The organism is Streptomyces sp. NPDC008092 (genome assembly GCF_042957285.1).
In the GTDB taxonomy this organism is placed as follows: domain Bacteria; phylum Actinomycetota; class Actinomycetes; order Streptomycetales; family Streptomycetaceae; genus Streptomyces.
This window is the reverse complement of record NZ_JBIBHY010000014.1, coordinates 229,549-244,374: the sequence shown is the minus strand read 5'-3', so window position 1 is coordinate 244,374 and position 14,826 is coordinate 229,549. Positions and strand designations below refer to the sequence as shown.

The following is a 14,826-nucleotide window of genomic DNA, read 5'->3' as shown; positions in this document are numbered from 1 at the left end:
CGTACTGCGGGGTCGGCTGCGGCATGGTCCTGGACGTCGGCAGGGGCCCGGACGGCCGCCGTACCGTCCTGAAGGCCTCCGGCGACAAGGAGCACCCGGCGAACTTCGGCCGGCTGTGCACGAAGGGCGCCACCACCGCCGACATGCTGGCCGCGCCCGGCCGCCTGACCACCGCCCTGCTGCGGCCCGAGCGGGGCGCGGAGGCGGTGCCGTCGGCCGTGGACGCGGCGGTCGCCGAGACCGCGCGGCGGCTGCGCGCGATCGTCGACGAACACGGCCCGGACGCGGTCGCCCTCTACGTCTCCGGCCAGATGAGCCTGGAGGCCCAGTACCTCGCCAACAAGCTCACCAAGGGCTGGCTGCGCACCAACAACATCGAGTCCAACTCCCGGCTCTGCATGGCCAGCGCCGGCACCGGCTACAAGCTCTCCCTCGGCGCCGACGGCCCGCCCGGCTCGTACCAGGACCTCGACAAGGCGGATGTCTTCCTGGTCATCGGCGCCAACATGGCCGACTGCCACCCCATCCTCTTCCTGCGCCTGATGGACCGGGTCAAGGCCGGCGCCAAGCTGATCGTCGTCGACCCGCGCCGCACCGCCACCGCCGCGAAGGCCGACCTCTTCCTCCAGGTCAAACCCGGTACCGACCTTGCCCTCCTCAACGGCCTGCTCCACCTGCTGCACGAGAACGGGCACACCGACCCCGGCTTCATCGCCGCGTACACCGAGGGCTGGGAGGCGATGCCGGAGTTCCTCGCCGGCTACCCGCCCGCCGCCGTCGCCGGCATCACCGGGATCCCGGAGGCCGACCTGCGCGCGGCGGCCCGGCTGATCGGTGAGGCGGGGGAGTGGACCAGTTGCTGGACCATGGGCCTCAACCAGTCCACGCACGGCACCTGGAACACCAACGCGCTGGTCAACCTGCACCTCGCCACCGGAAAGATCTGCCGCCCGGGCAGCGGCCCGCTCTCCCTCACCGGCCAGCCCAACGCCATGGGCGGCCGGGAGATGGGGTACATGGGACCGGGGCTGCCCGGCCAGCGGTCGGTCCTCGTCGACGCCGACCGCGCGTTCGTCGAGGAGCGGTGGGGGCTGGCGCCGGGTTCGATCCGCGCCGACGGCGTCGGCAAGGGCACCGTCGAGATGTTCCGGAAGATGGCCGACGGCGAGATCAGGGCCTGCTGGATCATCTGCACCAACCCGGTCGCCTCCGTAGCCAACCGCCGGACCGTCATAGAGGGCCTGGAGGCCGCCGAGTTCGTCGTCACGCAGGACGTCTTCACCGACACGGAGACCAACGCCTACGCCGACGTCGTCCTGCCCGCCGCACTGTGGACCGAGACCGAGGGCGTCCTCGTCAACAGCGAGCGCAACCTCACCCTCGCCCGTCCCGCCGCCGACCCGCCCGGCGAGGCCACCGCCGACTGGCGGCTGATCGCCGGCGTGGCCCGCGCGATGGGGTACGAGGACGGCTTCCGCTACGACAGCGCGGAGGAGATCTTCGAGGAGATCAAGGCCTTCCACAACCCGCAGACCGGCTACGACCTGCGGGGCGTCAGCTACGACCGGCTGCGCACCGCCCCCGTCCAGTGGCCGGCCGCCACCGCCGACGGCCCCGACCGCAACCCCGTCCGGTACCTCGCCCCCGACGGTTCCCTCACCTTCGCCACCGCCTCCGGACGCGCCGTCTTCCACGCCCGGCCGCACCTCGATCCCGAGGAGATGCCGGACGCCGACTACCCGTTCGTCCTGAACACCGGCCGCCTCCAGCACCAGTGGCACACCCTGACCAAGACGGCGAAGGTCGCCAAGCTGAACAAGCTCAACCCCGGCCCGTTCGTCGAGGTCCACCCCGAGGACGCGGCCGCACTCGGGATCGCCGACGGCGACTCCGTGGAGGTCGCCTCACGACGCGGCCGGGCGGTGCTGCCGGCGGTCGTCACGGACCGGGTGCTGCCGGGGTCCTGCTTCGCGCCGTTCCACTGGAACGACCGCTTCGGCGAGTACCTCAGCGTCAACGCGGTGACCAGCGACGCGGTCGACCCCCTGTCGTTCCAGCCCGAGCTGAAGGTGTGCGCGGTGTCGCTGACCAGGGTTTCGACACCGGTGAGCGTGCAGGTGCCCGGTGCGGAGGAGACCCCGGCCGCCGCTCTCGTGTCCGGTGCCGCCATCGCGGTACCCGATGCCGCCACCGCCACCGGTGGGGCCGGTGCGGCCGCCGTCGCGCCGGGGGCCGCCTCCGCCGCCGGTGCGGTCTCCGTCTCCGCCGCCGCCGTGTTCGGCCTCGACCCCGCCCCGCCGCCGGTCCTCACCGCACCCGAACGGCAGTACCTGGTCGGCTTCCTGGCCGGCATCCCGGTCGGTGCCCCGGGCGTCCCGGTGCTGCCGCCGGACGCGCCGTTCAGCCCCGAGCACGCCCTGTGGGTCAACGGCACCCTCGCCGGCATGTACTCCCGGTCCGCCGCGTCCCCGGCGCCGCCGCCCACGCCCGCCCGCCAGGTGGTGGTCCTCTGGGCCTCGCAGACCGGCAACGCCGAGGACTTCGCCGCCACCACCGCCGAGCGCCTCACCGCGGGCGGCCACGCGGCCTCCCTCGTCGCCATGGACCAGGCCGACCCGGCCGCCCTGCCCGCGGGCGCCGACCTGCTCCTGATCACCAGCACCTTCGGCGACGGCGACGCCCCCGACAACGGCGCCGGTTTCTGGGACGGCCTCGCCGCCCTCGACGCGGGGCGCCTCGACGGCCGCCGGTACGCCGTGCTGGCGTTCGGCGACTCCAGCTACGACGACTTCTGCGGGCACGGGCGGCGCCTGGACAGCCGGATGGACGAGCTCGGCGCGGTCCGGATCGCGCCGCGCACCGACTGCGAACCGGACTACGAGACCCGGGCGGCGGCCTGGCTGGACCAGGTGCTGACCGCGCTCGACGACGGCTCCGCGGCACCGGACCCCGCGCCCGCCGACCCCCGGAGCCCCGCCCCGGCCACCGCTCGCTCCGCCCAGGCCACCGCTCGCCCTTCCCCCGCCACCGCCCGTCTCGTCGGCAACCGGTCGCTCAGCCTGCCCGGCGCCGGCAAGGAGGTCCGCCGCTTCACCTTCGACACCCGCGACAGCGAGACCCCGCTGGTCTACGAGGCGGGCGACGCGCTCGGCGTCCGCCCCCTCAACTCCCGCGCCCTGGTCACGGAATGGCTGGACGTCACCGGCCTCGACGCCGCAACCGGCGTCGCCGTCGACGGAGTCGGCGAAGTGCCCCTCGCCGAAGCCCTCTCCCGCCATCTGGACATCACCCGCGTCACCCCGGACCTGCTCCGCTTCGCCGCCGAACGCGCCCGGGACCCCCGCGAGTTGCGCAAGCTGCTGCGCCCCGACAACAAGGACGAGCTGGCCAGGTGGTCCTGGGGCCGGCAGGCGGTCGACGTCGTCGCCGAGTTCGGGCTCCGGGCCGGCGCCCAGGAGTGGGCGGGCGTCCTCGGCAGGCTCCAGCCGCGCCTGTACTCCATCTCGTCCAGCCCGCTCACCGACCCCCACCAGGTCTCGCTCACCGTCTCCGTCGTCCGCTACGAGAACCTGCGCGGCACGCCCCGGCAGGGCGTCTGCTCGCCGTTCCTCGCCGACGCCGGACCCGGCACGCCGGTCCCGGTGCACGTCCAGCGCTCCCCGTACTTCCGGCCGCCCGCCGACCCGGCGACCCCCATGGTCATGGTCGGCCCCGGCACCGGTGTGGCGCCGTTCGTCGGCTTCCTGGAGGAGCGCCGGGCGCGCGGCCACCGCGGCCCCAACTGGCTCTTCTTCGGCGAACAGCACCGGGCCACCGACTTCTACTACGAGCAGGAGCTCACCGCCCTGCTGGCCGAGGGCACCCTGAGCCGCCTCGACACCGCCTTCTCCCGTGACCAGCGCGCCAAGGTCTACGTCCAGGACCGGATGCGCGAACACGGCCCGTTGCTGTGGTCCTGGCTCCAGGACGGCGCCCACTTCTACGTCTGCGGCGACGCCTCCCGGATGGCCAAGGACGTCGACCGGGCGCTGAAGGACATCGCCACCGTGCACGGCGGACTGACCGCGGACGAGGCCACGGCGTACGTCAAGCAGCTCGCCGCCGACCGGCGTTACCTCCGGGACGTCTACTGACTCTCCATCAGGTGGTGCATGGTGAGGGCGAGTTGCAGCCGGAACCGGCCCTGCGGGGTGCGCACCGACCAGCCCAGCAGATGCTCGGCGTGCGTCAACCGGTCCTGGAGCGTGGAGTGATGGACGTTGATGTCGGCGGCCGCCGCCCGCAGGCTCGCCGTCGACGCGACCGCGTGCAGCGTGCGCAGCATCCAGGGCGCGTCCGCCGCGGCGGCCCGCACGGCACGGACGTCCGGTGCCGGTTCGGCACCGGGTACGACGAGACCGGCGAGCAGCGCGACCCCGCCCAGCTCGTCGGCGTGCGCGACGGGCGGCCCGCCGGGGTCCTGCGCGCCGCCGTCGGAGGTGAACCGCAGCGCGGTACGGGCCGCCGCCCAGGATTCGGGGAGGTCCGCGACGGCCACGGCCGTTCCCACCCCCGCGCGCCCGGCCGGCGGCAGCACCGGCGGCCGGCCGTCGGCCACGATCCGGGGCGGCCCGTCGGCCACCGCCACCGCCCGGTACCGGGCCGCCGGGCCGGCGGTGTCCAGACCGAGCCTGCGGGCCGCGTGCAGCCGGGCCGGCAGCGGGGCGCCGGCGTCCAGGACCGTCTCGACCAGCGCGGGGTCGTCCACCGGCGGCCCCGGGGCCCGCCCCCGGGTGCGGTCGAGCACGGATCGCACGGCCGCCGAGGCCCGTTCCAGGATCACCGCGTCCACGACGCTCGGACCGTCTGCGCCGGCCCGCTCCAGCCACAGCGCCGGCGGCCCGTCCGGCACCAGCGGCGTGGACGGCCAGCCCGGCTCGGGCGCGCCCACCAGGTCCGTCCGCCGGCCGTCCGGCTCCACCCGCACCTGGACCCGCCGCTCCTCGTCGGCCAGCCGGGCCGGACACCCGGCGAGCACGGCGGCCCCGCGCACCAGCGCCTCCAGACCGGCCCGGGTCTCGGCCAGCCGGTCGAAGTAGGCGATGACCGCGACGGCGGCCCCGGCATCCGGGTCCACCGCGGCCAGCCGCCCCGCCAGCTCTTTCATACGGCCATGATGCGCCATCCGGCGGTACGGGGAGGAGAGCCCGGCACGGCAGGCAACCGACGCGGGCGCCCGCCCCTCCTACTGTCGAGACCCGGCGGCGTACAGCGCCGGCACAGGAACCGACCGACAGGAGCCCCGCTTGGACCGCAACGAGCCCCCGCGGGCCGCCGCCGGACCGTCCCGCCGCGGCTTCATGGTCTACACGGTGGCCGCGGCCACCCTCACGGTCGCCGCCCCGCTCGGCTGCGACACCCCACGGGCCGACGGCGCCACCCCGGCGTCCGACGTCCTGGTCACCGGCACCGACGACGAGATGCTCGTCCTGGAGGTCACCGCCGCCAACGAGGTCGTCGTACGGCTGCCCCGGGTCGAGGTCGGCCAGGGCATCACCACCGCCGTCGCCATGATGATCGCCGAGGAACTGGACGCCCGCCTCGCCGACGTCCGGATCCCGCTCGCCGACGCCCGCAGCAAGGGCAACCAGTACACCGGCGGCTCCAGTTCGGTCAGTTCGCTGTACGGCCCGGCCCGGCAGCTGGCCGCCACCGCGCGCGCCCGGCTGGTGACCGCGGCCGCCCGCCGCTGGCGGCTTCCCGCGCGCACCCTGCGTACCTGGCACACCATGGTCGTGGCGCCCGACGGCCGGACGGCCACCTTCGGCTCCCTCACCGCGAGCGCGGCCCGGATCCGTACCCCGGACGTGTCGAGCAAGCCCAAGCCGGCCTCCCGGCACCGGGTGATCGGGAAGCCGACGACCAGGATCGACGCGCGGGACATCGTCACCGGCGCCGCGAAGTACGCCGGTGACCTGGCGGTGGCGGGCGCGAAGCCGACCGTGGTGGCCCGGCCGCCGACCCTGCGGGGCAGGCTCGTCTCCCTCGACGACGCGGCGGCCCGCGCCCTGCCCGGCATCCACGAGGTGGTGAAGATCCCCGGCGGGGTCGCCGTGGTGGCGGACACCTTCCACCACGCCTTCCAGGCCCGGGACGCGCTCCGGATCACCTGGGCCGACGGCCCGCTGGTGCCCCTGTCCGACCAGCAGATCCGGGCCCGGCTGCGGGCCGCGGTGCCCCGGCTCGGCACCCCGCCGCACGGAACGACCCAGATCGAGGGCGAGTTCGCGTTCGCGTTCGTCAGCCACGCCCCGATGGAGGTGCTCACGGCCGTCGCCGACGTCCGCGCCGACCGGGCCGAGCTGTGGTTCGCCACCCAGACGCCGATGGACGCCCGCGAGGCGGTCGCCGACCTGCTGGGGCTGTCGAAGACCGCCGTACGGGTCCATGTGCTGCGCGGCGGCGGCTCGTTCGGGCGGCGGCTCAACTTCGACCAGGCGATCGAGGCGGCCCTGGTCTCCAAGGCGGCCCGGCGGCCGGTGAAGCTGATGTGGAGCCGCAACGACGACATCCGGCACGGCAGGATGCGCCCCGCCGACCACCACCGGATCCGGGCCAGTGTCGCCGGCGGCCGGGTGGTGGCCTTCCAGCACATGTCGGCCTCGGTGGGGGAGTCCTCCGACGAACAGGGTCTGACCGCCAAGTCCGGTGCGGTACGGCCGCTGCCCAGCGACAGCGGGCTCTACAACTTCGGCCGGGTGGGCGGCGATTCGGGCGGCATCGAACTGCCGGTACCGCTCGGCGCCTGGCGCTCGGTGGACTCCGGGACCATGCGCACGGCGGAGGAGATCGTCGTCGACGACGTCGCCCGCGCACTGGGCCGGGACCCGGTCGCCTTCCGCCGCACCACCCTGCGCAGCAAGGCAGTGAAGGCCGTCCTCGCCAAGGCGGCCGCCGCCGGGCACTGGGGGCGCCGGATGCCCGCGGGCACCGCCCAGGGCGTCGCCGTCCACGAGGAGTACGGGTCCGCCGTCGCCTGCCTGGCCGAGATCGACGCCACCGACCCGAAGAACCCCCGGGTCACCAAGGTGGTGATGGCCGCCGACGTCGGTACGGCCGTCAACCCGCGCGGCCTCCAGGCGCAGCTCATGGGCACCGCCGTCGACGGCATCTCCACCGTGCTGCGCGCCGGGCTGCACATCGACCGGGGCGCGGTCCGCGAGGGCAGCTTCGCCGACTTCCACTACGCCCGCCAGCGGCACGCCCCGCTGGAGTTCGAGGCGCACATCATCCCGTCCGGCGGGGAACCGGGCGGCGCCGGCGAACTCGGCGTCCCCGCGGCGGCGGGCGCGGTCGCCAACGCCTACGCCCGCGCCACCGGCCGCAAGCCCCGCAGCTTCCCTCTCGACTTCTGACCCAGCGCACCCCCGACTCCCGGAAGGCACCGATGCGTTCGTATTCCTTCGTCCTCAACGGCAAGCAGGTGACGGTCGAGGCCCCCGCCGACATGTCCCTCCTGTGGGTCCTGCGCGACCTGCTCGGCGTCACCGGCCCCAAGTACGGCTGCGGGGTGGGCGTCTGCCGCGCCTGCACCAGCCACCTGGACGGGGCGGAGATCCAGCCGTGCACGGTCCCGGTCGCCGACTGCGCGGACCGCACGGTCACCACCATCGAGGGCCTTGCCGACGGCGACACCCTGCACCCCGTCCAACAGGCCTGGCTGGACTGCGACGTGGCCCAGTGCGGCTTCTGCCAGCCCGGCCAGATCATGGCGGCCGCCGCCCTCCTGAAACGCACCCCGCACCCGACGGACGCCGACATCGACGCCATCGAGAACGTCTGCCGCTGCGGCACCTACTCCAGGATCAGGGAGGCGATCAAGAAGGCGGCGGCGAACGGGGGTTGAGCCCCGGACCCGTTCCTCCTCCCGACGCGCGGACGGCGACCGAAGGCACCCGGGCATGGACGGTCGGCCGACGCCCCCCGCGACCGCCCTCGCCCGATCGGTCAGGATCGCAAAAAATCGGTCGGTTTCGTACCGAAGTCACCGTCGAGCTCGGTGCGCACTACAGTTGGCCGCGCTCAACGGTGGGGTTTCTGGGGGGATTCATGCAGGAAATGGCGAAGGGGTCGAATGTCACGTTGTCGGCCCTGAGTGACAACGTGGGCTCGGTGGTCGTCAGCCTGGGCTGGGTCAGCCCGAGCGGCGAGGGCGACGCGGACGTGTCCGTCCTGTTGGTCGGCTCGAACGGCAAAGTGCGCGGGGACTCCGACTTCTACTTCTACAACAACCCGGTGGCGTCCGACGGCAGCGTGCAACTGCTCGGCAAGACGCCCACGGAGACGGGGGACGAGGACCGGATCGGCTTCGACCTGACCGCCGTACCGCAGGACGTCGACCGGATGGTCGTGGCGGCGAGCCGGTACCAGGAGGCGCGCTTCGGCGAGTTGGAGAACCTCACGGTCACGCTGGCCGATGCGGTGGGCGATCCCCTGCTCCGGTTCACGGTCGAGGACGCCGACGCGGTGAGCGCCGTCATCTTCGGAGAGCTGTACCGGCGGGCGGGCGAGTGGAAGTTCCGGGCTGTCGGCCAGGGGTACGCCGCCGGTCTGGCCGGTCTCGCCACCGACTTCGGGGTGGACGTCGACGACGACGCCGAGCCGCAGGACGCGCCGGCCGGCCCCGCCGACGACGAACGCGACGACCCCGCACCGGCGGTAGAGCAGGCGGCGCCGAGCCTGGACGGTGTCCCGGCGCCGCGCCCGCCCGCGGACGACGCCGCGGCGAGGAAGCCGGCCGCCCGGCCCCGCACCGCGAAGAAGAAGGTCATCCTGCCGAAGGCGGCCAGGAGGTCCCTCGCGGAGAACGAGTCCTGGCGGGAGGCCCGGCTCTTCCCCGTCTCCGCCCTCAAGAGCGACCGGGACCGCGAGACGCGCGCCACCTCCGTCCTGCTGTCGGTGATGGCCCAGGTACCCGAGTTCGGGCGACGGCTCACCGCGGGTTTCGGCGCCCCGGCCGGACGCATGGAGACCTATACCGAGGTGTCCCTGCCGCACGGCGACACCCCGCGGCGGCCCGACGGGGTGGTCCGCGTCGAGCGGGCCGGCAAGCTGTGGACGGCGCTGGTCGAGACGAAGACCAACGGCAACGCCCTGAGGTCCGACCAGGTACAGGCGTACATGGACATCGCGGCCCGGCGCGGCTACGAGGCCGTGATCACGCTGTCGAACGACGTCGCCCTCGAAGGCAGCCCGCTCGTGGACGTCAGGATCGACGGGCGCCGCAAGCACAAGGTGGCGCTGCGGCACCTCGCCTGGGCCGAGGTCGCCCATCAGGCCCAGATGCTGATCCGCCACGAGGGCGTCGGCAACAAGGCGCACGCCTGGCTCCTCCAGGAACTGCTGCGGTACCTCCAGCACGAGAACTCCGGCTGCCACGGCTTCCAGAACATGGGCCCCGCCTGGGTGCCGGTGCGCAACGGCATCGAGGACGAGACCCTGTGCCAGGGCGACCCGCGCGCCCTCGACGTGGTCGAGAGCTGGGAACGGCTGATCCGGCAGGTCTGTCTGGGCCTGGGCGGCGAACTCGGGCAGAAGGTGCTCCCGGTCCGGGGCTCCAGGGGCGGCCGGGACCCACGGGAGCGCCGTGGCCTCCTCGCCGAGCAACTGTGCTGCCACGGGCGGCTCCAGGCCGAGTTGCGCATCGAGGGCGCGGCCGGCGTCCTCGCGGTCACCGCCGACCTGCGCACCGGCAGGCTCCGTACGTCCCTGGAGGTGCCGGCCCCCGAGCAGGGCTACCCGCTGAGCTGGGCCAAGCGCCTGGTGCGGTCCCTCGCGGAGGCGCCGGCCGACCTGCACGTCGAGACCCTGGTGGAGGGCGACGCGGCCGGTCCGCGGGGCACCCTCGAACGGCTCCGGCCCGAACCGGCCGACCTGCTGCCGAAGGGGGACGGCGCGCGGATCACCGGCTTCCGGCTCTCCCTGCTGAAGGGCATGGGCAGTGGCCGGGGCAACGCCGAGACCGGGTTCATCCGCAGCGTCGACGACGCCGTGCAGCGGTTCTACGGCACGGTGGCCGTTCACCTCGACCGGGCGACGCCCCGGCGGACCCCCGAACGCCAGGCCGCGCCCGCCGGCTGACGCCCGCTCAGCGCGCCAGCACCCGCCGCAGCCAGTCCACGTGCGCCGCGCGCGCCGACTGGGACACGGCGGCCTGGGGGGCGAAGCCGTCGAAGCCGTGGAAGCCGCCGGGCCAGACGTGGAGTTCGGCGATGCCGCCGGACTGCCAGATGCGGGAGGCGTAGGTGACGGTCTCGTCGCGGAAGGTCTCGGCGGAGCCGACGTCGAGGAAGGCCGGGGGGAGGTTCGTGAGGTCGGCGGCGCGGGCCGGGGCCGCGTAGGGGGAGACGTCGGGGCCGCCCCGGTGCTCGCCGAGCAGGGCGGTCCAGCCGGTTTCGTTGGAGGTGTGGTCCCAGACGCCGAGGCCCTTCATCTGGTGGCTGGAGGGGGTGTCGTTGCGGTCGTCCAGCATCGGGCAGAGCAGCATCTGGCCGATCACGGACGGACCCTGACGGTCCCTCAGCAGAAGGGCCAGGGCCGCGGTGAGACCGCCGCCCGCGCTGGCACCGGCGATCACGATCCGTTCCGGGTCGCCGCCGATCTCCTCGGCGTGCTCCGCGGTCCACAGCAGGCCCGCGTACACGTCCTCCACCGGCGCCGGGTGCGGATGCTCCGGCGCCAGCCGGTACTCCACCGACACCACCACCGCGCCCAGCTCCTTCGCCCAGGCCAGCGGGACGTCCACGCCCACCCGGTTGTTGCCGAGCACCATGCCGCCGCCGTGCACGTGGTAGATCACCGGGAGGGGACCGGAGGCGGCGGGGGCGACCGGGCGGCAGATCAGGAGCGAGATCTGCGGTGCGTCCGCCGGGCCGGGCACCGTGCGGTCCTCGACCTCGAACGTGCCCTCCGCCGTGAGGTCCAGCTCGGCGAGGAGCTGTATCCCCGCGCCCTGCCGGATCGTGGTGATGTCCGCCATCGTGAACGACGGAGAGATCACGTCCTTGATCAGCTCCAGGGCGGCGGAGAGTTCGGGGTCGAACGGGGGCGGTACGGAGGTCATGTCGGCTCCTCGCGGTGGTGCGCTGCGGCTCGTGCACCCATGATCCGCGCGGTCGTGCGCTCCCCGGGGCCGCCGGACGGCGGAAGCTCCCCGCCATCCGGCGGGTGCCTGTCCGGAAACCCGCCCGGACACGCCGGGCCGCCGGCGCCGGGGCTTGACTTCGAGCGCGCTCCAGGACCTAGCGTCGTGGAGGCGGACGACGATCGGCGCGGAACGGAGAACGGCCATGCGCGTGGGCGTGCACATCAACCGGTTCAACCACCCCGGCGGCGGACCCGCCCTGGGCGCCGAGCTCGCCGCGGCCGGTGCCGCGGCCGAGGCGGCGGGCGTCAGCTGGGTCTCGGTGATGGACCACTACTTCCAGATGGAGTTCAACGGCGGCGCCGAGGACCCCATGCTGGAGGCCTACACCACCCTCGGCTACCTCGCCGGCCGCACCTCCACCGTGCGGCTCGGCGCCCTCGTGACCGGGGTGACGTACCGGCACCCCGGACTCCTCGCCAAGATCGCCACCACCCTGGACGTGGTGTCGGGAGGCCGCGCCACCCTCGGCATCGGCGCCGCCTGGTACGACCGTGAGCACCACGGGCTCGGCGTGCCCTACCCGCCGCTCGCGGAGCGCTTCGAGTGGCTGGAGGAGACGCTCAGGATCTGCCTGCAGATGTGGGACCCGGAGAACAACGGCCCCTTCGAGGGCCGGTACTACCAGCTCGCCGAGACGCTCTGCGTGCCCGCGCCGGTGAGCACCCCGCACCCCGAGATCATGATCGGCGGCCAGGGCGAGAAGAAGACCCTGCGCCTGGTCGCCCAGTACGCCGGTGCCTGCAACCTCATCCCGTCCTCGCCGGAGGAGCTGCGGCACAAGCTCGAAGTGCTGCGCGGCCACTGCGACACCGTCGGCCGGGACTACGACACCATCCGCAAGACCATCGCGTACGGCGCCGAGCCGGTCACCGCGGGCGACCTGGACGCCTTCACCCGGGACATCGAGGGCTACGCCAAGCTCGGCGTCGACACCGTCATCCTGTCCCCGCGCCTGGGCGAGACCTCGGGGTGGATGGAGACCTTCGCCGCTCCGGCCGTCCAGCGGCTCGCCGGGATCGAGTGACGGGGCGGGAGCGAAGAGGAGGGACCCGCGAGAAGGGGCCCAGGAGGAGGGGCCCGGGAGACGGGGCCCGGGAGACGCGAAAAGGGCCGGCGGAAGTGCCGGCCCTTTTCAAGGGGTGCCTCAGGCGGCCACGCCCACGTTGCCGTGCAGGCGGGCGACGACCTCGGTCAGCTGGGCGGCGACCTCGGAGTCGTCGGCCGGGTGGGTCTCGGCGAAGCGGACCACGGAACCGGGGATGGACAGCTTGATGTCCTCGATCACCTTGCCGCCGGCGATGCCGACGGCCTTGCGGGCCTCGTCCTGCGCCCACACGCCGCCGTACTGGCCGTAGGCGGTGCCGATGACGGCGACCGGCTTGCCGCCGAAGGTGCTGGCGCCGTACGGGCGGGACAGCCAGTCGATGGCGTTCTTCAGCACGGCCGGGATGGTGCCGTTGTACTCGGGGGAGAAGAGGAGGAACGCGTCGGCGGCCTGGGCGGCCTCGCGCAGCTTCGCGGCGGCGGCCGGGAGGCTGTCCGCGACGTCGATGTCCTCGTTGTAGAACGGGATGTCGGCCAGGCCCTCGAAGACCTCGACCACGGCACCCTCGGGGGCGAGCTTGACGGCCGCCTCGGCGAGCTGGCGGTTGTGCGAACCGGCGCGGAGGCTACCGACGAGAGCAAGGATGCGGACAGACATGGGGAACTCCAGAGGGGGGCTGAAACACTGCTGTTACGAATCCGGACCGAGGTCCGGTTAATTTCTAACACTCTAAACGGACCTCGGTCCAGTTCTGTTCCCGATGCTTTACGCTGTCTTCATGTCCAGCGTCCTGCCGCCCCTTCCGCAGCCCCAGGAGCCCTTCGACACCCCACAGTTGCTCGAAGTCGGGCCCGCTCCCGAAGAGCCGTGCCTGCGCGCCGACGCGGCCCGCAACCGCGCCCGGCTGCTGGAGGCCGCCGCCCGGCTGATCGCCGAGCACGGGGTGGCCGGCGTGACCATGGAGGCGGTGGCCGCGGCGGCCGAGGTGGGCAAGGGCACGGTCTTCCGCCGCTTCGGCGACCGCACCGGACTGCTGATGGCGCTGCTCGACCACTCCTCGCGGCAGCTCCAGGCGGACTTCCTGGGCGGCCCGCCGCCCCTCGGCCCAGGCGCCCCGCCGGTCGACCGGCTGCGGGCGTTCGGTGTCGCGGTCCTCTACCGCTCGGCCGACCAGCTGGACCTCCAGCTGGCCGCCCAGCCCGAGCCCGTCCGGCGCTACGCCAATCCGCCGATCCAGGCGCTGCGCACCCACCTCACGATGCTGCTGCGGCAGATAGACCCGCACGCCGACTGCGAACTGCTCGCCCAGACGCTGCTCGCCTACCTCGACCCCGCCCAGATCCACCATCTGACCAGGCAGTGCGGGATGCCGATGGAGCGCCTGGAGGCCGGCTGGACCGACCTGGTCGACCGCGTCACACGGACGGCGCCGCCCCGCTGACGTCCGCCGGGCCCCCGGTGAACATGTCGACCAGGCCCTGCGGCGCATCGGCGCGGAACAGCATGTCCCCGCCCTGGGCGGAGTCCGCCGCGGACCGTTCGGCGCGCGCGAACATCTTCTCCTCGTAGGCGGCCAGGGCGGCCTCGGTGTCGTCCGGGTGCGCGACGAGCGCGAGACCCAGGTCGGCACCGTCGATCAGTGCCAGGTTGGCGCCCTCGCCGGCGAACGGCGACATGAGGTGCGCGGCGTCGCCGAGCAGCGTGACCCCGGGCTTCCGCTCCCAGCGGTGGCCGATCGGGAGGGCGTGGATCCGCCGGGGCACCAGTGCGCCCTCGGCGTCGGCGACCAGCGCCCGCAGGCTCTTGTCCCAGCCTGCGAAGTGGTCGAGCACGGCCAGCTTGGCCGCGTCGGCGTCCGTGAAGTCGATGCCGTCCAGCCACTCCTCCGGTGCCTCCACCGCGGTGTACACATGCAGGCTGCCGTCGCTCTCCCGGTGGGCGAGGAACCCGCGGCCCGCGCCGAGCGCGAACAGCATGCCGCCGCCGACCACCTCGGCGCTCACCGGATGCCGTACGTCCGCGTCCGGCAGGTCCGTCTCCACGAACGAGATCCCGGTGTACGCGGGCCGCGCGTCCGAGACCAGCGGGCGGACCCGGGACCAGGCGCCGTCCGCGCCGACCAGCAGACCGGTCGTGAAGGAGCCGCCGTCGTCGAGGGTCACCTCGTGCCGGCCGCCGCCCAGCGGGCGGGCACCGGTGACCTTCGCGCCCCAGCGGATCACGCCCTCGGGCAGGGAGCCGAGCAGCAGCCGGCGCAGCTCGCCCCGGTCGATCTCCGGCCGCCCGCCGGCGCCGTCGTCGGGCAGGTCCAGGACGACCCGGGCGTCCCTGTCCAGCACCCGGGTCGCCTGGCCGCCCGTGTGGACGTGCGCCAGGAACGCCTCGTGCAGCCCGGCCGCGCGCAGCGCCACCTGGCCGGAGTCGTCGTGGATGTCGAGCATGCCGCCCTGGGTGCGGGCCGCGGGGGAGTCGTCGAGGTCGAAGACGGCCGCCTCGACGCCGTGCACGCGCAGCACCCGGGCGAGCGTGAGCCCGCCGAGACCGGCTCCGACGATCGCTACGGGGTGGTGCGGAACGGACCTGGGGTTCATGAGGG

The 14,826-nt window shown here is 73.9% G+C and carries 10 protein-coding genes; 6 read left to right on the top strand and 4 right to left on the bottom strand.

The window, feature by feature from the left end; genetic code table 11:
• Window positions 1-23 precede the first annotated feature (23 nt).
• Window positions 24-4,133, top strand: a complete 4,110-nt coding sequence (locus ACFZB3_RS37880) for a molybdopterin-dependent oxidoreductase (RefSeq protein ID WP_391384631.1) — start codon at window positions 24-26, stop codon at window positions 4,131-4,133.
• Here ACFZB3_RS37880 and ACFZB3_RS37875 read toward each other — a convergent pair.
• Window positions 4,127-5,146: a helix-turn-helix domain-containing protein gene (locus tag ACFZB3_RS37875; RefSeq protein WP_391384426.1), complete on the bottom strand. Its 1,020-nt coding sequence runs from the start codon at window positions 5,144-5,146 to the stop codon at window positions 4,127-4,129. The two genes, ACFZB3_RS37880 and ACFZB3_RS37875, sit on opposite strands and share 7 nt — an antisense overlap.
• Window positions 5,147-5,339: 193 nt before the next feature.
• Here ACFZB3_RS37875 and ACFZB3_RS37870 point away from each other — a divergent pair, with 193 nt between their 5' ends.
• The 3 genes from ACFZB3_RS37870 to ACFZB3_RS37860 all read left to right on the top strand — a co-directional run bounded on the left by ACFZB3_RS37870 (window position 5,340) and on the right by ACFZB3_RS37860 (window position 10,119).
• Window positions 5,340-7,394, top strand: a complete 2,055-nt coding sequence (locus ACFZB3_RS37870; RefSeq protein ID WP_391384628.1) for a molybdopterin cofactor-binding domain-containing protein — start codon at window positions 5,340-5,342, stop codon at window positions 7,392-7,394.
• Between the two features lie 32 nt (window positions 7,395-7,426).
• A complete protein-coding gene (locus tag ACFZB3_RS37865; protein ID WP_391384423.1) occupies window positions 7,427-7,885 on the top strand; it encodes a 2Fe-2S iron-sulfur cluster-binding protein in 459 nt (152 codons plus the stop codon).
• A 203-nt stretch (window positions 7,886-8,088) separates the two neighbouring features.
• On the top strand, window positions 8,089-10,119 hold the full coding sequence (locus ACFZB3_RS37860) for a TerD family protein (RefSeq protein WP_391384420.1): 2,031 nt from the start codon (window positions 8,089-8,091) through the stop codon (window positions 10,117-10,119).
• A 7-nt stretch (window positions 10,120-10,126) separates the two neighbouring features.
• Here the strand turns inward: ACFZB3_RS37860 and ACFZB3_RS37855 are convergent, their stop codons facing one another.
• The gene (locus ACFZB3_RS37855; protein ID WP_391384416.1) at window positions 10,127-11,101 is read right to left on the bottom strand and encodes an alpha/beta hydrolase fold domain-containing protein; all 975 of its coding nucleotides are present in this window, start codon (window positions 11,099-11,101) and stop codon (window positions 10,127-10,129) included.
• Window positions 11,102-11,327: 226 nt separating this feature from the next.
• On the opposite strand from ACFZB3_RS37855, the gene ACFZB3_RS37850 reads away from it, so the two are divergent.
• Window positions 11,328-12,209: a TIGR03560 family F420-dependent LLM class oxidoreductase gene (locus tag ACFZB3_RS37850; RefSeq protein ID WP_391384412.1), complete on the top strand. Its 882-nt coding sequence runs from the start codon at window positions 11,328-11,330 to the stop codon at window positions 12,207-12,209.
• A 120-nt stretch (window positions 12,210-12,329) separates the two neighbouring features.
• Here the strand turns inward: ACFZB3_RS37850 and ACFZB3_RS37845 are convergent, their stop codons facing one another.
• A complete protein-coding gene (locus tag ACFZB3_RS37845; protein WP_391384409.1) occupies window positions 12,330-12,887 on the bottom strand; it encodes an NAD(P)H-dependent oxidoreductase in 558 nt (185 codons plus the stop codon).
• Window positions 12,888-12,990: 103 nt separating this feature from the next.
• On the opposite strand from ACFZB3_RS37845, the gene ACFZB3_RS37840 reads away from it, so the two are divergent.
• The gene (locus ACFZB3_RS37840) at window positions 12,991-13,671 is read left to right on the top strand and encodes a TetR family transcriptional regulator (protein WP_391384405.1); all 681 of its coding nucleotides are present in this window, start codon (window positions 12,991-12,993) and stop codon (window positions 13,669-13,671) included.
• Here ACFZB3_RS37840 and ACFZB3_RS37835 read toward each other — a convergent pair.
• Entirely contained in the window at window positions 13,646-14,821 is a 1,176-nt protein-coding gene (locus tag ACFZB3_RS37835; protein ID WP_391384402.1) for an FAD-dependent monooxygenase, read from the bottom strand. The two genes, ACFZB3_RS37840 and ACFZB3_RS37835, sit on opposite strands and share 26 nt — an antisense overlap.
• Between the last annotated feature and the right edge of the window lie 5 nt (window positions 14,822-14,826).